Genomic DNA, 18,072 nt, shown 5'->3' with positions numbered 1-18,072 from the left:
TTTACGCTTTACGCAGCGCATCGACGAGCAGTGAGAAGGCGGTGGTGTGTTGACGACGACTCGGGTAGTAAAGGTGGTAACCGTCAAAATACGGACACCATGAATCAAGCACCTGGATAAGTTGTCCGCCAGCAATAGCGTGCTGCACCGTATCTTCCGGCACATACGCCAGTCCCAGGCCTGCCACGGCGGCATCAATGCGCTGGGGCAGGCTGTTTAGCGTCAACTGTCCGTCCACTCGTACCCGCAGTTCACGCCCATCCTGTTCAAATTCCCAGGCGTACAGCCCGCCGAGCGTCGGCAGACGCATATTAATGCAGCGATGGTTCGCCAGCTGTTCGGGGGATTCCGGGATGCCGAAACGCGCTAAATAATCCGCCGATCCGACCACTACCATACGCATATCAGGTGCGATGCGTACCGCAATCATATCTTTGGCAACTTGTTCGCCGAGCCGCACGCCTGCGTCAAAGCGACCATCAACAATATCCGTCAGGCCATTGTCCACGGTAACTTCTATGTGAATGTCGGGGTACTGCGCCATAAACGGTTTTAGCACCGGCCACAGCACCGATGACATGGCGTGTTCTCCGGCGGTAATACGAATGTTACCAGCGGGTTTGTCGCGCATATCACGCAGAGCAGTTAGCTCCTGTTCGATTTCCAGCAAGTGCGGGCTGAGGCGCGTAAAAAGTTGCTCGCCTGCCTCGGTCGGGGCCACGCTGCGGGTGGTTCGGGTGAGCAAGCGCATATCCAGACGGGCTTCAAGATTGCGCATCGCGTGGCTTAACGCCGATTGCGAAACACCAAGCTGGGCGGCAGCGCGGGTAAAACTGCGCTCGCGGGCAACCACCATAAAAGAAAGCAGATCGTTGAAATTATCTTTCAGCATGGCGCAGTTCCCGATTTATGAGTTGAGTTCATAGTTCCTTTCTGATTATGCAGTCTAATGCTGCGCCTGGCTTTGCGCTACTGTTAACGCATCAGCAAAACAGGAGGCAACATGAAAATTATCCGTAGTGGTTCGCTACCGTCCGTTCGCGGCCCGGAAGCGTGGTTTAGCGGCACCGTGCGTATCGATGCGCCATTTCAGGCGACGGAACCGGCAGCCGTCGGCGGGGCAACGGTAACGTTTGAACCCGGCGCACGTACCGCGTGGCATACTCATCCGCTGGGGCAGACTCTGATTGTGACGCAGGGGCGCGGGTGGTTGCAGGAGTGGGGTAAAGAGGCAGAAGTGCTTAATCAGGGCGATATCGCGTGGATACCGCCCGGCGTAAAACACTGGCATGGCGCCAGTTCACAAACCGCGATGACGCATATCGCCATCGCCGAATCCGTGAACGGCAGCCCGGTTGACTGGCTAGAAAAAGTGACCGACGAGCAATATCAGGGCCGTTAACCGCCAAATACCGCAATCGCCTGTTGCAGCCGCGTGGTGCGCTGCGTCAGGTGTCTGGCGGCGCTGGTGACATTATCGACCATGCCCGTATTGTTGTGGGTCATCACGCCGATGCGGGAAATCGATTCGTTAATCAGCGTCAGGGCCAGAGTTTGCTCCTGAGTCGCATGGCCGATCTCTTTAATCAGTGACGTCACCTGCAATACGTTGCCGATCATTGCAGTAAGGTGCGTTTCGGTCTGTTCAACCATTGCCACGCCCGCGTTAACGCTGGCGACGTTTTTCTCAATCAGCGTTTTGATCTCTTTGGCCGCCGAGGCCGAGTGCTGGGCCAGATTACGGACTTCCGCCGCCACGACTGCAAAACCGCGTCCTGCTTCACCCGCGCGAGCGGCTTCCACCGCCGCGTTGAGCGCCAGAATATTGGTCTGGAAGGCAATACGGTCGATCACGGCGATGATATCGACGATCTGGCTGTTATCTTTCGACACCGACTGCATCATGCCGATGGTCTGTTTCATCGCCGTTTCGCCGCTGTGGGCGCTGCTGCTGGTGCGATCCGCCATATGAATCGCTTCCCCGGCGGTTTGTGCGGTTTGCTGTACGGCGCTGGCAATTTCTTCCACGGCAGCTGCCGTTTGCTGCAAATCATCCGCTGTTTCTTCTGAACGCGCCTGCAACGCCGCGCCTTCCTTTTCCACCTGCTGGCTAATGGTACTGATCCCGGATATTTGTGCCCCGACATCATCCACCAGAGAATTTAGATTCAGACCTGACTGATTAACCAGACGCATCATCATTCCCACTTCATCGACGCGATCGAAATGGAAATAGGCCGGTTTTCGTCCAGAAACGACGTGCTGCATATGATGAACAATGGTTTTTAGTGGACGGCAAATCTGCGCATTAAGATAAAATGCTAACATAATAAAAATTGCCACAAATGCACCGGTTTGCACGATCCCTCGGGGTAATAAAATAGTGGCGAGCAACGTCAGGATCGCGGTGAACGCAATGGCGAAATTGACTCTTTTCGCAATGCTGATTTTTTTAAAAAGCGAAAGAAAAGAAAATAAACCTCTGCGAACCAATAAACCTTTATAAAAACGATGGCGAGTGATCTGGTTATTTCGAACTCTCTCGTAAAGATTTTCGCTGGCTTCAATCTCTGCGCGCGGTGGAATATTTCGGACCGAAATATAACCGGTCAGGGTGTCGTTCTGGTATACCGGCGTGACGTTAGCCCGCACCCAGTAATGATCGCCATTGTGGCGGCGGTTCTTGACAAGCCCGGTCCAGCTCTGGCCTTGCTGGAGGGTAAACCACATATCCCCAAACGCCTCTGGCGGCATATCAGGATGGCGAATCATATTGTGCGGCTCGCCGATAAGATGTTCTTCTTTATAGCCGCTGGCCTCAATAAAGGTCGAGTTGGCATAAGTAATATGGCTGTGGATGTCGGTGGTCGACATCAGCGTCGACTCTTCGTTAAGCAAATACTCGCTTTGTGTAACAGGAGTGTTATTTCTCATGAAAAACTCCGTGGTGATGTCAAAAAAACAGAGAAGCCGCCCGAAAAATTATTCAGGCAAGACAGAATTTATTGTTGTGTTTATTACGGCCTGCGCATTCTTCCACAAAAAGGGGTGAACAAGAAAGCACCTAAATTAAATAAATTTTATCTATTAAACTTTGCTTATGTAATGAAATTGCAAACAAACGGAAACGCTATTTTTAATGGCGAATTAAATTCTCACTTTAAGCTAAATATTAAGTGAAATATGAATGCGAAAACTGAAACTCGTGCCGTTATTGCCGGGTGGCGCTTCGCTTACCCGGCCTACAAAATCTGTAGGCTCGCGCAAACGAAGTGCCGTCGGGTGACATCCCATTTCTGATTTCCGGGAAACCAAATGTAAATTAATTGTTTCTCAGAGGTGAAATCGCCCTTTAATAATGACGACATGTTAAGTCAAACGAGAACACAACATGTCCTGGCGAATCAGCATTCTGGATAAAAGCCCTGTCGCGGTGAACGAAACGGCAGCCGATGCGCTGGCGCGCACCTTAAGTCTGGCGAAACAGGCCGAAGCGCTGGGGTTTCATCGCTTCTGGATTGCCGAGCACCACAATACTGCTCAGCTTGCCAGCCCATCGCCTGAGCTGCTCATTGCCTGGATTCTGGGACAAACAAAACACATTCGCGTCGGTTCCGGCGGTGTGATGCTGCAACATTACAGCCCGTATAAAGTGGCGGAGAATTTCAACGTGCTGGCGTCAATTGCGCCTGGGCGCGTTGATTTGGGTGTCGGCAAAGCGCCAGGCGGTCTGCCGCTTTCCACCCGCGCTCTGCAACGTGGCTTGCATCAGGAGGAGAAGGGGGATTTCGCCGATCAACTGACGCAGCTCGATGGCTGGCTCTCTCCGGGAGCAGACGTTCAAGACGACAGCGTCAACGCGACGCCGCTTCCCGCCGCTCCAGCGGAGAAATTCCTGCTCGGTGCCAGCATCGAAAGTGCACAGCTTGCCGCGAAGCTCGGCTGGAATTTTGTTTTTGCCGCGCATCTTAATGGGGATGCAAATCTCCTGCGCGACGTCCTCGAAACCTGGCACGCCAGCAGCGCGCTCAATGCCATTGTGGCCGTACAGGTCATCGTCGCGCCGACTCAGGCTCAGGCCGATGCGCTGGCCGAAAAAGTTGAAGTCTGGGGCGTTGAACTGGCGAACGGCCAGCGAGTGACGGTCGCCAGCGAAGAACAAGCTTATGCCTTCGCGCGTCAGGCGCAAAGCGAGCCGCTGCGCATCGCCCGTCGCGCTCAGTCACTAATCAAAGGCTCGGCAGAATCGGTGCTTGAAGCGCTTGAAACCCTGCATCAGAAGTGGGGAATTGACGAGTTCATCATTGATACTCCGGTCGCTGACGGTCTGGCCCGCACGCAATCCCTGCGCCTGCTGGCACAGGCGAAATTCGCCGGGGAGGTGCTGGCATGAGCCTCGGACAACAGCTGATCGACTGGCGTCGTGAACTGCATCGCCATCCCGAACTGTCAGGTCAGGAAGTCGAAACGACCGCGCGGCTGCGCCAGTGGTTGTCGGACGCCGGGATCACCGTGCTGCCCTATGATATCCAGACCGGCGTAGTGGCTGAAATTGGCAAAGGCGCTAAACAAATTGCCCTGCGCGCGGATATCGATGCGCTGCCCATTGAAGAGCGCAGTGGCGTGGAATTTAGCTCGCAAAATCCCGGCGTGATGCACGCCTGCGGGCACGATATTCACACCAGCGTCATTTTGGGTGCAGCATTGCAGCTCAAAGCCCGCGAAACGTCACTTCCCGGTCGCGTACGCATTCTGTTTCAGCCCGCTGAAGAGAATTTTGGCGGCGCGAAAAGTCTGGTTCGGGCCGGGGCGCTGCACGATGTGAGCGCTATTTTCGGCATGCACAACGAGCCGGGTCTGCCGGTGGGTGCATTCGCCACGCGCGGCGGACCGTTTTATGCCAACGTCGACAGGTTTGTGATCCGCGTGACGGGCAAGGGCGCTCACGCTGCGCGTCCGCATGAAGGGTCTGATGCGATCCTGCTCGCCAGCCAGCTGGTCACCGCGCTGCAAAGCGTTGCCAGCCGGAACGTCAACACACTCGACTCCGTGGTGCTGAGCGTGACGCGCATCGAAGGCGGCAATACCTGGAACGTGCTGCCAGAAAGCGTGGAGCTGGAAGGAACGCTGCGCACCCATCGCATTGAAGTACAACAGAATGTCAAAGCGCGCGTTGGCGAAATCGCCGCCGGATTTGCCAGCGCTTTTAACGCTCAAATCGATATCATCTGGTACGCCGGACCGACTGCGTTGGTGAATGACGAGCGTTGGGCCGATTTTGCCACTTCGGTGGCTCGCGAAACCGGATACGAAACGCAGCACGCAGAGTTGCATATGGGCGGCGAAGATTTTGCCGTCTATTTACAGCACATTCCCGGCGCGTTTGTCAGTATCGGCAGTAATAGTCCATTCGGTTTGCACCATCCGGGTTTTAATCCTGATGAAGCATTAATCGAACCCGCCGCACACTATTTCTCGCAGCTTGCAGAAAAAGCATTACATCAAATTTAATGATTAAGGGGTGAATATGTCTGCAACACGACAATTGCGTCTGGGAACGATATTACATGGCGCATCAGGGAATATGTCAGCCTGGCGTCATCCGGCGGCTATCGCTGATGCGAGTATTAATTTTGATTTCGTCAAAGAGACGGCGTTAAAAGCGGAAGAGGGGAAACTGGATTTTTTATTCGTCGCTGACGGACTGTTTATCAATGAGAAATCCATCCCGCATTTTCTCAATCGCTTTGAGCCGTTGACCGTCTTATCCGCGCTGGCGAGTTTGACGTCGCGTCTCGGCCTGGTCGGTACGTTATCGACTTCCTATAGCGAGCCGTTTAGCGTTGCGCGTCAGTTTGCCAGTCTCGATCATTTAAGCAATGGCCGCGCGGGCTGGAACGTAGTGACCTCCCCGCTGGAAGGTTCGGCAAAGAACTTTTCCCGCGAGAAACACCCGGAGCACGCCCTGCGTTATCGCATTGCTGATGAATATCTCGACGTGGTGAAAGGACTGTGGGATTCCTGGGAAGAAGATGCTTTTGTGCGTAACAAAGCGAGCGGACAATTCTTTAATCCAGAGAAATTACATACTCTGGATCATCACGGTGATTTCTTCCAGGTCGCTGGGCCGCTGAATATTGGCCGCACTCCGCAGGGACGTCCGATTGTATTCCAGGCGGGTGCATCGGAAGACGGTAAAAAACTGGCGGCAAAACATGCGGACGCCATTTTCACCCATCACGATACATTAGAAGAAGCTCAAATCTTTTATCGTGACGTGAAAACTCAGCTGGAATTAAATGGCCGTCGTGCCGAGGAACTGCATATTTTCCAGGGCGTCAGCGTGATTGTCGGAAAAGATGCGGCGGATGTTGAAGATCAGTATCAAACCACCGCCGCGCTGGTGTCGATTAACGATGCGTTGAATTATCTCGGACGCTATTTCGAGCACCATGATTTTAGCCAGTATCCCCTCGACGAACCCTTCCCGGATATCGGCGATTTAGGGCAAAACAGTTTCCGCAGCACCACCGATGAGATCAAACGCAACGCCCGTGAACGGAACCTGACTCTGCGCCAGGTGGCGCTGGAAGCGGCTTCTCCGCGCCCGCGTTTTTCCGGCACGGCACAAGAGGTGGCCGATGGGCTGCAACAGTGGTTTGACGCTCACGCCGCAGACGGTTTCATCATTCAGGGCGGTACGCCGGACACTTTCCCGCGCTTTGTCGACACCGTTGTTCCGGTATTGCAGGCTCGCGGCCTGTTCCGCACGGAATATCCGGGCACCACCCTGCGCGAAAGCCTGGGTTTAGACCTGCCAAAAAACCAGTTCGCACAACAATAAGAGAAAACACACTATGCAGAAATCATCGCTCGTTCTGGCGCTCGCGCTGGCCTTTACCCCTGCCGTCTGGGCAGAGAATGTGAACATTAACGGCACCGGTGTGAGCATCGAGGCCAATAAAACCCCGGTGAATACCACTAAAAACGGCGATGCCGTGGCGCAGTTGCCGAAGGACTATCGCTTTGCGGTGCCGGGGAAATTCACCGTCGCCGTGGCGGGGCTGAACCAGCCGCCGCTGACCGTGTTTTCAGACGACAACAAAACCCTGCTTGGCAGCGAAGTGGACGTCGCGCGTCTGGTGGCGGATAGCCTTGGACTTGAGCTGAATGTGGTCCCAACCTCCTGGGAAGACTGGCCGCTCGGCGTGGCCTCCGGCAAATATGACGCGGCGATCAGCAACATCACCGTGACCAAAGAGCGCAAAGAGAAGTTCGATTTTGCCACTTACCGTAAGGATTCCCTCGGTTTCTACGTCAAATCGACCAGCCCGATCGCATCGCTTAAGACAGCGGAAGATATCGCCGGGCTGAAAATTATTGTCGGATCTGGCACCAATCAGGAAGCGATTCTGCTGGCGTGGAACGCGGAAAACCTCAAAAAAGGCCTTAAACCATTTACCCCTGTTTATACCAAAGACGATGCGGCGCAAACCCTGGCGCTGCAATCCGGGCGCGCTGATGCGTACTTTGGCCCGAACGTGATTGGCGCATGGAAAGCGGCGCTGAACGGAAAAACCAAACTGGTGGGCAGCGTGGACGGCGGCTGGCCGAAAGCGGCGCACATCGCCGTGACGCTGAAAAAAGGCTCCGGACTGGTTGAACCGGTACAGACCGCGCTCAACGGCGTTATCAAAAACGGCGATTACGACAAAGTGTTGAACCGCTGGGGTGAAGGCGTCGAGCGTATCCCGAATTCTGAAGTGAACCCGGCCGGACTCGGCGATTAAGGAGGCCACATGAGCGATCTTTTTCGCGACGTAACGCCTGAAGACGCCGATCTTCAGCCTATCATTGATGGGCTGTTCGCAGAGTATGCGGCGCGCTACGGCGACTACTTTTCCAAAGATGCCGAAATCGAACTGACCGAGTGGTATCTCGCGCCTCAAGGGCTGTTCATCGTGCTGGAGCGCGACGGCGAGATCATCGCCACCGGGGCGTATAAACCTTTCGATGTGCACACGGCAGAAATCAAACGCATCTGGACCGATAAAACGCTGCGCCAGCAGGGGCTGGCTGCACGCGTGGTGCAGGAGCTGGAGCGCCGGGCGGTGCTGGCGGGGTACAGCGGTATCTATCTCACCACCGGTTTTCGTCAGCCGGAAGCGGTGAAACTGTATCTGAGCCAGGGCTACGCGCCGCAGTTCGATCTCGACCGCGATCCGGAAGAGTACAGCCAGCCGCCGTTCGACGGGCGTCTGCGTTTCACCAAAACGCTGGTTCGCGAAGCGTTCAGTAAATCCGCATGAGGAACGACGATGAACAACAACGTTGAAACCATCAAAGTGGTCCCGGCGCGTTATCCGTGGCGCACCGTCGGGGCGATTGCCGCGCTTTTTGTACTGGCCGTCGTCGTTCAGTCGGTAGCCTTTAATCCGCGCTGGGAATGGAGCGTGTTCGCGCGCTGGTTCTTCGATCCGGTGATTCTGGAAGGGGTCGGACAAACTCTGCTGTTGACCCTGATCGGCACGGCACTGAGCGTGGTGCTGGGGGGCATGTTAGCCCTGGCGCGGTTGTCCTCGTCATGGCTGTTGAGCAGCCTCGCGTTTGGCTACATTTGGCTGTTCCGCTCGCTGCCGCTGATCGTGGTGCTGATCATCCTCTATAACTTTTCGTATCTGTACGACACGCTCTCACTCGGCGTGCCGTTCACCAGCATCACCTGGGGAAAATTTGAGACCATCAACGTGCTCGGGCAGTTTTCCACTGCCGTAGTGGGGCTGACGCTGGTGCAGAGTGCCTATACCGCTGAGATCATTCGCGGCGGTTTTTTGGGCGTCGATCACGGTCAGTACGAAGCGGCCGCCGCGCTGGGTTTACCGGCCTGGCGTCGCACGCTGCGAATTATCCTGCCTCAGGCGCTGCGCACCATTTTACCGTCCGGGTTTAACGAAATTATCAGCCTCGCGAAAGGCACCGCGATGGTGTACGTCCTGGCGATGCCGGAGCTGTTCTACACCATTCAGATGATTTACAACCGCACCCAGGAAGTGATCCCGCTGCTGATGGTCGGTGCCGCCTGGTATCTGGTGATTACCACCGTCTTATCCGTGATTCAGCATGTCGTCGAACGCGGCCTGGCCCGCAGTGAACGCCGCTCGGCGGTGAATCAGTCTCGAACAAGCCAACGCACCCGTTCCGTTACCCCAGCACAGGAGCCTATCCATGCCAGCCTCTCCTGAAGGACATATCTCAATCACCGGCGTCAGTAAGTTCTTTGGCCGCCACAAGGCGCTGGATAATGTGTCGCTTGAAATCCCGCCCGGATCGGTGACGGTGATCCTCGGCCCATCCGGTTCCGGTAAATCGACGCTGCTGCGTACCATTAACCACCTGGAGCGCGTTGACGAAGGCTTTATTCAGATCGACGGGGATTACATCGGCTATCGCCGCCAGGGCGATAAGCTGTATGAATTGAAAGAGAAAGAGATCCTCAAACAGCGCGTCAACGTCGGATACGTGTTTCAGAACTTCAATTTGTTTCCGCATCTCACGGTGCTGGAAAACCTGATCGAAGCGCCGATTGCGCACAAACAATTAAGCCGCAAAGAGGCGGTCGAGCGGGCTTACGGCCTGTTGGATGTGGTCGGTTTGCGCGAAAAAGCCGATGCCTGGTCGCGCCATCTGTCCGGCGGGCAACAGCAGCGCATAGCCATTGCTCGCGCTCTCGCGCTGCGACCGCGCGTGATGTTGTTTGATGAACCGACGTCGGCGCTCGACCCGGAGCTGGTGGGTGAAGTGCTGGATGTCATCAAAAAGCTCGCCCGATCCGGCACCACGCTGGTGGTGGTGACGCACGAGATCGGCTTTGCCCGCGAGGTAGCCGATCAGGTGGTGTTTATGGTTGATGGCAAAATAGTCGAGCAGGGCAGCAGCGACGAGGTGTTAAACCGTCCATCCCATGCGCGAACGCGTCAGTTCCTGTCAAAAGTGTTGTAAGGAGTGGGTATGAAATATGGATTTCTGGCGCTGTTGGGCGTCGTATCGGTGAGCCAGGCGAGCATCGATTTAAAAGCCAACGAGCAGCCGTTGCCGGTAACAGTCGATCAAGCCGCGATTGCGAAGATCCCGCAAAATTATAAATTTGTTGAGCCAGGCACGTTGACGGTCGCCATTTCCGCGCTCAATTCACCTCCGCTGGCGCTGCTGGCCAGCGACAACCGTACCCGCATTGGCAGCGATCCGGATATTGCTCGTCTGCTGGCGGGCAGTCTCGGATTAAAACTGAAACTGGTGCCAACCGCATGGGAAGACTGGCCGCTGGGGATCAGCTCCGGGCGCTACGACGTGGCGCTGGTGAATATCGCGGTGACCGAGCAGCGTAAACAAAAGTTCGATTTTGCGACCTATCGCGTCGATTCCCTGGCGTTTTCGGTGAAATCCACCAGCGACGTGCAGTCGATCAAAAACGCTGAAGATCTGGCGGGCAAAAAAGTGATCGTTGGCTCTGGCACCAATCAGGAGCGCATCCTGCTCGGCTGGAACGAAGAGAACAAACAGGCCGGGCGCGAGCCTGCGCTGCCGGTTTATCTGACAGATGACGCCTCTGGCAATTTGTATATCCAGTCCGGACGCGCGGATGTGTTCTTCGGGCCACAGTCGGTTTCTGCCTATAAAGCGGCGCTGACCGGAAAATCCCGAGTCGTGGGGTTGGGGCCGAAAAAAGCCTACGTCGCGACAACCACCAAAAAAGGCAACGAGCTGGTGTATGCATTGCAGGCCGCGCTGGACGGGGCTATTCAGCGCGGTGAATATCAACAGGTGCTGGCTCGCTGGGGTGAGCAGGGCGAGGGCGTGGCGCAGTCCGAAGTCAATCCGCCGGGTATTACCTACTGATGTTCTACACTTAGGATTTCTCCTGAGTGGGGGCAGTATGATCAAGGTGTACGGCGTACCCGGCTGGGGATCGGCCATCAGCGAAGTGATGCTGACCCTGGCCGATATTCCTTATCAGTTTATCAATGTCGACGGGTTTGACTCGCCTGGCCCACAGCGCGTCCTTCTCGAGAAACTCAATCCACTGTGTCAGGTCCCGACGCTAGAAATGGAAAACGGCGCGGTGATGAGCGAAACGGCGGCCATCGGGTTGATGATTCTCGACCGCTGTCCGGATCTGGCGCCGCCTGTCGGCCATCCGGATCGGGCGCAGTTTCAGCGTCTGCTTGTCTGGCTTGTCGCTAATGTCTATCCCACTTTTACCTACGCCGATTATCCGGAACGTTGGGCACCCGACGCGCCGGAACAGCTGCGGGAAAATTGCCTGGCGTATCGTCAATCGCTCTATCTGTGGCTGGATAATCATCTCAAAGCCGCGCCTTGGGCGTTCGGCGAACAGCTTACGCTGATTGACGTCTATATCGCGGTGATGCGCACCTGGGGCCCGCGCCATGAATGGTTTGCTGCCAACACGCCGCATATTACTGCGATCGCAGATTCCGTCTGTCAGCTGCCAGAACTGCACAAGGTGTTAAAAGCAAACGAAATAATCTGATAAGTTGAAACGCTCACAACACAGGAGCCTGCACATGCCACACGTCGATATCAAATGTTTTCCCCGCGATCTGAACGAAGAACAAAAAACCGCACTGGCAGCGGACATCGCCGAAGTGATTATTCGCCATTTCAACAGTAAAGACGCTTCCGTGTCCGTTGCCCTGAACCAGGTCCAGCAGGAAGACTGGAAGGCGCAGGTCTGGGATACGGAGATCGGCCCGAAACTGGATGAGCTGATTAAGAAGCCTGGGTATTCGATGTAAGATTTTTGCCGGGTGGCGCTGACGCTTACCCGGCCTACGGGTCCGAAGATTTTGTAGGCCGGATAAGGCGCAGCCGCCACCCGGCAAGGTTTTCAAATCTGCGTGGCTCGATAATAGTCTGAAGCACATTGCCACTTTTTATCGCCTCGTCAGAGGGTTATGCTGATCTAACTCACATTTTCGAGGTCACAACATGACGTTACTGCAGACATTTCAGGCCCCCATGATTAACCGTAAAAAAATCGGCAATATGCTGGTTACCATGCTCAGCGATGGGTATCTGGATGCTTCATTTGAACTGCTGTCGGGGATCGATGACTCAAAAGCCGAAGCACTCCTTCAACAGCGCGGTGTCTCTTCGCTACCGCGCATGAATATCAACGTGTACGTCATCCAGACCGGTAATCAGACTATCCTCGTGGATAGTGGAGCGGGGAACTTTAAAGGCTGGGGCGGACGTTTGCCGGTCGCGCTGGCGGCGGCAGGGATAGATCCTTTACAAATTGACACCATCCTGCTGACACATGCGCATCCCGATCATATTGGCGGTATCGCGGGTCCACTGAATACCCCCCTCTTTCGTAACGTTGAAAGGGTGTATGTTCACGAGAAAGAGTTGTCTTTCTGGCGCAATAAAACAATTCATGCGAGTGCGCCAGGGGTATTTAATCCGTCTTTTTTACTCGCGCAAAATGCTTTTGCGGCCTACGAGCAGAAACTGGTTCCCTTCAGTCAGGAGGACATTGTGTCTGGAATTCAGGCTGTGCCGTTACCCGGCCATACGCCTGGCCATACTGGATATCTGATCGGTAACGATCAGGAGTCCTTGCTCATCTGGGGGGATATTGTCCATTTCCCGCATATTCAGGTTGAGCATCCAGAAGTGACGATTGCGTTTGATACCGATCCGGTAGCGGCGGCGGGAGCTCGCAAACGTCTGCTGGAACGGGTGGTGTCAGATAAAATCAGCGTAACAGGCATGCATTTTAATTCACCGGTAACAGCCCGCGTGAAAGGGAATGATGCGCGGTTCTCGTTGCAGTATGACGGGTGGTCACCGGAGGTCTGAAACAGCAATTTAAGCCGGGTGGTGGCTGCGCCTTACCTGGCCTACAAATCACTGCAAACCGTAGGCCGGGTAAGCGTCAGCGCCACCCGGCACAAAACGACTACATCACCTTCAACAACGTGTCCAACAGCCCCGGAAAGCGGGCGTCTAAATCTTCTCTTCGCAACGAAATCATATTCTCGCGTCCCTGCGGACGCTGCCAGATCACGCCGCTGTCGCGCAGTACCCGCCAGTGGTGCGTCATCGTTGATTTGGCAATGTCTTCCGGGCGCAGGGCGTTGCAGCTAAGTTCACTGCCGTCAGCGAGCAGGCGGAGGATCTCCAGTCGCAGCGGGTTGCCGAGGGCTAACAGCACATTTTCCAGCGTGATTTGTTCAGGTTCGGGGTGGTTAGCGATCATAGACTTCCTGGGTTAGCGGACAGGTTGAGCTATCTTAATGATAGGCACACCCTTAAAAAAATAGTTCGTATATACTCGTACAATAGGACTATTATAGCAGACGAACACACAGACAACCATTCCGGTTGTACTACTCAAGTCAAACTGACTAAGGATTTATCATGCCCCGACCCGTCCCCCTCGAACGTTATCGCAACATCGGTATCTCCGCGCATATCGATGCCGGTAAAACGACCACCACCGAGCGCATTCTGTTTTACACCGGGATGAGCCACAAAATGGGTGAAGTCCACGATGGCGCGGCAACAACTGACTGGATGGCGCAGGAGCAAGAGCGCGGAATCACGATTACTTCCGCAGCCGTGAGCGCTTTCTGGCCCGGTATGGACCGAAATTTTGAACCGCACCGGATCAACATTATCGACACCCCAGGGCACGTGGATTTCACCATTGAGGTGGAACGTTCAATGCGTGTACTCGATGGCGCAGTGATGGTGTATGACTCCGTCGGTGGCGTACAGCCGCAGTCGGAAACGGTCTGGCGACAGGCTAACAAGTACCACGTGCCACGCCTGGCTTTCGTCAATAAAATGGACCGCCAGGGGGCTGATTTCTTCCGCGTAGTGCAGATGATGATTGACCGCCTTAAAGCCAATCCGGTGCCGATTGTCATTCCCGTCGGTGCCGAAGAACACTTTACTGGCGTGGTCGATCTCATCAAAATGCGCGCCATTTTGTGGGACGATGCCACCCAGGGTATGACCTTCAGCTACGGGCCGGTGCCGGATGATTTGCTCAGTACCGCGAAAATCTGGCGTGAGAAAATGGTCTCTGCGGCGGCGGAAGCCACTGATGCGCTGATGGATAAATACCTGGAAACGGGCGATTTGGATGAAGCCGAAATCATCGACGGGCTACGCCAGCGCACCATTAAAGGTGAGATCCAGCCGATGCTGTGCGGCAGCGCGTTCAAAAACAAAGGCGTGCAGCGCATGCTCGATGCGGTTGTCGAACTGATGCCGTCGCCCCTCGACGTTCCGGCTATTGATGGCGTGGATGAAAAAGGCCAGCCCGCCGAGCGCCACCCGAGCGACGACGAACCGTTCTCGGCGTTAGCGTTCAAGCTGATGACCGACCCGTACGTCGGCCAGTTGACCTTTATCCGCGTCTATTCCGGCGTGCTGAAAAAAGGCGACGCGGTGTACAACCCGGTTAAAGGGAAAAAAGAACGTATTGGACGTATTGTGCTGATGCATGCCAACGATCGTCATGAAGTCGACGAGCTGCGTGCGGGGGATATTGCCGCCTGCGTCGGGTTAAAAGATGTCACAACAGGCGACACCCTGACCGATCCGGATCATGTGATCACGCTTGAGCGCATGGAATTCCCGGAACCGGTGATTTCGCTGGCGATCGAGCCGAAAACCAAGGCCGATCAAGAGAGAATGGGCATCGCGTTGCAGCGGCTGGCGGCAGAAGATCCGTCTTTCCGTCTGCACACAGATGAAGAGTCCGGCCAGACGATTATCTCCGGGATGGGCGAGTTGCATCTGGAAATTATCGTCGACCGAATGAAGCGTGAGTTTGGCGTCGAAGCCAATATAGGTCGCCCGCAGGTGACCTACCGCGAGACGTTGCGCAAAGCGGTGAAAGAGATCGAAGGCAAATTTGTGCGCCAGTCCGGCGGTAAAGGGCAGTATGGCCACGTGGTCCTGAGCCTGGAACCGCTTGAACCGGGCAGCGGCTTTAAGTTTGAAGATGCCACCAAAGGCGGTGTGGTGCCGCGCGAATACATTCCATCGGTGGAAAAAGGTTTGCGTGAAGCTATGAACAGCGGCGTGCTGGCGGGTTATCCGGTGGTGGACGTGAAAGCGACCCTGACGTTTGGTTCGTATCACGACGTCGACTCCTCGGAAATGGCCTTCCGTATGGCGGCGATCTTCGGGTTTAAAGACGGCGCGCGCAAAGCTGACCCGGCGATTCTGGAACCGGTGATGCACGTCGAGGTGGAAACGCCGGAAGAGTACGCCGGGAATATTATGGGCGATCTCTCTTCCCGTCGCGGGATGGTGCAGGGCATGGACGAACGGTTCGGCAGCCAGATTATTCGCGCTGACGTTCCGCTGGCGGAGATGTTTGGTTATGCGACCACGTTGCGATCCATGTCGCAGGGCCGCGCAACCTACAGCATGGAATTCCATCACTACGCCGAGGCTCCACGCAACGTGGCAGAGGGTATTATTGCCAGCCGCGCGAAAGCGTAAATGGTTGCTCCCTCTCTCTTTGGGAGAGGGTCGGGGTGAGGGAACCAAACCGCACCATTCTGTAACAAAGCCCGGTGGCGCTGCGCTTACCGGGCCTACAACACCAGGCGTCGGAGTTTACTCCGGCGCTTTCACCATCTTCCCACTCGTCACAAACGTTCCCGCGCCCAGGTGATGCAATGTATTCAATTTATCCGCATCAAACTGCCAGCGTCCGGCGACAAATGCGCGTTCATCGGCTGCAGCGGCCACCACTTCGCCAAATAACGTATCGTATTTTTCGGCGGCGGAGGTCGGCGGTAGTAAGCGGCACTCCATCCATGCCAGGCATTTCTCTTCAATCACCGGCAGGCCCAGCACTGGGCCGTTAATCGCCGGGATTCCATAAGCGTTGAATTTATCTTCATCGCGACCGCTGATGCTGCCGACGGCGTAGGTCCAGTTGGCGGCGGCGACACCCGGAATGACTATCCCGAACATCCCACTGCGTTCAATCAGCTCGCGGGACCACGCGCTTTTGTCGACCACGATCGCAATGCGCGGCGGTTCAAATTCGACGGGCATCGACCAGGCGGCAGCCATCACGTTGCGCCGGTCGATAGTCTCATCGCGGCTGGTGATAAGCACCGTAGGACCGTGATTCAGAAGGCGGCTCGCATGTTTTAACTCAACGGGACGGAAAGGGGTCATGAGCATTCCTTAATCGGTGGGATAGGGCATTAAACGACTGAAACGCGGATGAAATCAAGCTGCAACCTGCGTGTCATGCCTTCGTCATACAGCCTGCCTACAGTGGCGGACACTAAATCCCAAAGAGGATAACAAGATGGTCAGCGATATCACGCTCAACGGCGTGTCGTACGCCTTTGGTGCGAACACCGTATTAAATCACATCGATCTGCACATTGATGCGGGTAGCGTAGTCGCGCTGCTCGGTCCGTCAGGCTGCGGGAAAAGTACGCTTCTGCGACTGCTCGCCGGGTTAACGCAACCGGCTGCGGGAGAAATCTTCTTTGGTGGAAGGCAGGTCGCAAGAGCGGGCTGGTCTTTGGCGCCGGAAGCCCGCGACATCGGCATGGTCTTCCAGGATTACGCTCTGTGGCCGCACATGACGGTGGCACAAAACGTGGCGTTCCCCTTGAAAATGCGCAACCTCCCGCGCCGGGAGTGCGAAGCTCGCGTGTCGCAGGCGCTCTCCCGTGTTGGCTTACGCGATTTCGCCGAACGAAAACCTGCCGGATTATCCGGCGGTCAGCAACAGCGTGTGGCGCTGGCGCGTGCCATCGTCGCCGAACCGCGCGTGCTGCTGTTTGACGAACCGCTCTCCAATCTTGACAGCGAACTTCGCGAATCACTGTGCCTGGAGATGGCTGCACTGCTGCGCCAGCTCGGGACCACCGCCGTTTATGTTACGCACGACCGCCGGGAGGCTGAAATCCTGGCCGATCGCATCGTGCATTTGTCTGCGGGCAGCGTCGCTGCCGATCGTTTGATTTCATCCTCAGGGGAGTTCGCATGAAAAAGTCATTTGCCTTCAATAAAGGAGTTTTGCTCGCCGTGGCACTATCTTCCGTCATGATGTCCAGCGCCCATGCGCTGACCGTCTACACCGCAGGGCCGGGGTCGCTGGCTAAAAATCTGGCGACCGGGTTTGAAAAGAAAACCGGGGTCAAAGTCGATATCTTCCAGGCGACCACCGGCAAAGTGATGGCCAGACTGGAGGCCGAGCAGGCTAATCCGCAGGCCGATATTCTGATCTCCGCGTCATGGGATACGGCGGAGGATTTACATCAGCGCGGCTGGCTGTTGCCCTACGTAAGCGTCAACGCTGAAAAAGTCCCGGCGGAGCTGAAATCGGCGGATTACGTCGCTCAGGGCGTGTCGGCCCTCGGCATTGTATGGAATACCAAAAGCGGTACCCCGGAGCCAAAAGAGTGGCAGGACCTGACCACCGATGCCTTCAAGGATAAAGTCACGACGCCCGATCCAGCGCTGTCCGGTGCGTCGCTCGATTTGCTGATCGGTCTGCAAAACGGCATGGGTGATAAAGCCTGGGCGCTGTTTGACGAGCTGAAAAAGAACGGCATGGTTGTCAGCGGCCCGAATGCGCAGGCGGTAACGCCGGTGATGCAGGGGGCTAAAGCGGCAGTGTTTGGCGCGGTAGATTATGTCTCCTACGGCAACATCAATCAGGGCGAATCCCTGAAAGTGATTTTCCCGGCCAGCGGCACGGTGATCGCGCCGCGCCCGATGATGATCCTCAAATCCACGCAGCATACGGATGATGCCAAAGCCTTCGTCGATTACGTGCTGTCGCCGGAAGGCCAGACAATGGTTGCCGATGCCTGGCTGATGCCCGCGCGTGACGATGTTCAGGCCAAACGCCCACTGCTCAACGAGCTGAAAATCTTGCCAACCAAAAGCGATGGCACCCGCGAGCGCAGCGATATTCTCAAGCGCTTCAACACGCTTTTCTCTCTGTAATTCATCTGACGGGGGCGACCCCGTCTTCAGGATTTCCTC

General features: G+C 55.7%; 17 protein-coding genes and 1 pseudogene. 14 read left to right on the top strand and 4 right to left on the bottom strand.

What is annotated here, in order from left to right:
• Position 1: 1 nt before the first annotated feature.
• On the bottom strand, positions 2-892 hold the full coding sequence (locus C3708_RS01805; RefSeq protein ID WP_095282105.1) for a LysR family transcriptional regulator: 891 nt from the start codon (positions 890-892) through the stop codon (positions 2-4).
• 111 nt (positions 893-1,003) lie between these two features.
• Here C3708_RS01805 and C3708_RS01800 point away from each other — a divergent pair, with 111 nt between their 5' ends.
• Complete coding sequence (locus tag C3708_RS01800) at positions 1,004-1,402, top strand: cupin domain-containing protein (protein WP_095282104.1); 399 nt, start codon at positions 1,004-1,006, stop codon at positions 1,400-1,402.
• Here the strand turns inward: C3708_RS01800 and C3708_RS01795 are convergent.
• On the bottom strand, positions 1,399-2,934 hold the full coding sequence (locus C3708_RS01795) for a methyl-accepting chemotaxis protein (protein ID WP_103949295.1): 1,536 nt from the start codon (positions 2,932-2,934) through the stop codon (positions 1,399-1,401). The two genes, C3708_RS01800 and C3708_RS01795, sit on opposite strands and share 4 nt — an antisense overlap.
• Before the next feature lie 457 nt (positions 2,935-3,391).
• On the opposite strand from C3708_RS01795, the gene C3708_RS01790 reads away from it, so the two are divergent.
• The 10 genes and pseudogenes from C3708_RS01790 to C3708_RS01740 all read left to right on the top strand — a co-directional run bounded on the left by C3708_RS01790 (position 3,392) and on the right by C3708_RS01740 (position 12,885).
• A complete protein-coding gene (locus tag C3708_RS01790) occupies positions 3,392-4,393 on the top strand; it encodes an LLM class flavin-dependent oxidoreductase (protein WP_103949294.1) in 1,002 nt (333 codons plus the stop codon).
• A complete protein-coding gene (locus C3708_RS01785) occupies positions 4,390-5,511 on the top strand; it encodes a M20 peptidase aminoacylase family protein (protein ID WP_095282101.1) in 1,122 nt (373 codons plus the stop codon). The genes C3708_RS01790 and C3708_RS01785 overlap by 4 nt, the downstream gene beginning before the upstream one ends.
• A gap of 16 nt (positions 5,512-5,527) precedes the next feature.
• Positions 5,528-7,790, top strand: a pseudogene (locus C3708_RS23805) (NtaA/DmoA family FMN-dependent monooxygenase).
• Between the two features lie 9 nt (positions 7,791-7,799).
• Complete coding sequence (locus C3708_RS01770; RefSeq protein WP_103949291.1) at positions 7,800-8,309, top strand: GNAT family N-acetyltransferase; 510 nt, start codon at positions 7,800-7,802, stop codon at positions 8,307-8,309.
• Between the two features lie 9 nt (positions 8,310-8,318).
• Positions 8,319-9,242 carry an amino acid ABC transporter permease gene (locus C3708_RS01765; RefSeq protein WP_103945962.1) on the top strand — a complete coding sequence of 308 codons (924 nt, stop codon included), beginning with the start codon at positions 8,319-8,321 and terminating at the stop codon, positions 9,240-9,242.
• On the top strand, positions 9,226-9,999 hold the full coding sequence (locus C3708_RS01760) for an amino acid ABC transporter ATP-binding protein (protein ID WP_095282096.1): 774 nt from the start codon (positions 9,226-9,228) through the stop codon (positions 9,997-9,999). The genes C3708_RS01765 and C3708_RS01760 overlap by 17 nt, the downstream gene beginning before the upstream one ends.
• Positions 10,000-10,008: 9 nt before the next feature.
• On the top strand, positions 10,009-10,896 hold the full coding sequence (locus tag C3708_RS01755; protein WP_103945961.1) for a transporter substrate-binding domain-containing protein: 888 nt from the start codon (positions 10,009-10,011) through the stop codon (positions 10,894-10,896).
• 37 nt (positions 10,897-10,933) lie between these two features.
• Positions 10,934-11,551 (top strand): glutathione S-transferase family protein, encoded by a 618-nt coding sequence (locus tag C3708_RS01750; RefSeq protein ID WP_103949290.1) that lies wholly within the window; start codon positions 10,934-10,936, stop codon positions 11,549-11,551.
• Positions 11,552-11,585: 34 nt separating this feature from the next.
• Complete coding sequence (pptA, locus tag C3708_RS01745) at positions 11,586-11,816, top strand: tautomerase PptA (protein WP_095282093.1); 231 nt, start codon at positions 11,586-11,588, stop codon at positions 11,814-11,816.
• 193 nt (positions 11,817-12,009) lie between these two features.
• Positions 12,010-12,885, top strand: coding sequence for an MBL fold metallo-hydrolase (locus C3708_RS01740; RefSeq protein ID WP_103949289.1), 876 nt, complete (start codon positions 12,010-12,012; stop codon positions 12,883-12,885).
• A gap of 100 nt (positions 12,886-12,985) precedes the next feature.
• Here the strand turns inward: C3708_RS01740 and C3708_RS01735 are convergent, their stop codons facing one another.
• On the bottom strand, positions 12,986-13,285 hold the full coding sequence (locus tag C3708_RS01735; protein ID WP_103949288.1) for a helix-turn-helix transcriptional regulator: 300 nt from the start codon (positions 13,283-13,285) through the stop codon (positions 12,986-12,988).
• 161 nt (positions 13,286-13,446) lie between these two features.
• Here C3708_RS01735 and fusA point away from each other — a divergent pair, with 161 nt between their 5' ends.
• Positions 13,447-15,549: an elongation factor G gene (fusA, locus tag C3708_RS01730; protein ID WP_103949287.1), complete on the top strand. Its 2,103-nt coding sequence runs from the start codon at positions 13,447-13,449 to the stop codon at positions 15,547-15,549.
• 117 nt (positions 15,550-15,666) lie between these two features.
• Here the strand turns inward: fusA and C3708_RS01725 are convergent, their stop codons facing one another.
• Positions 15,667-16,239: a flavin reductase family protein gene (locus C3708_RS01725; protein ID WP_103945956.1), complete on the bottom strand. Its 573-nt coding sequence runs from the start codon at positions 16,237-16,239 to the stop codon at positions 15,667-15,669.
• Positions 16,240-16,375: 136 nt separating this feature from the next.
• Between C3708_RS01725 and C3708_RS01720 the strand changes: the two genes are divergently transcribed.
• A complete protein-coding gene (locus C3708_RS01720; protein ID WP_095282086.1) occupies positions 16,376-17,068 on the top strand; it encodes an ABC transporter ATP-binding protein in 693 nt (230 codons plus the stop codon).
• Positions 17,065-18,033: an ABC transporter substrate-binding protein gene (locus C3708_RS01715; protein ID WP_103949286.1), complete on the top strand. Its 969-nt coding sequence runs from the start codon at positions 17,065-17,067 to the stop codon at positions 18,031-18,033. The genes C3708_RS01720 and C3708_RS01715 overlap by 4 nt, the downstream gene beginning before the upstream one ends.
• Positions 18,034-18,072: the final 39 nt, after the last annotated feature.

The sequence above is a fragment of the Lelliottia sp. 7254-16 genome, assembly GCF_002922995.1.
Classification (GTDB): Bacteria; Pseudomonadota; Gammaproteobacteria; order Enterobacterales; family Enterobacteriaceae; genus Enterobacter; species Enterobacter jeotgali.
This window is presented reverse-complemented; position numbering and strand designations above follow the sequence as displayed.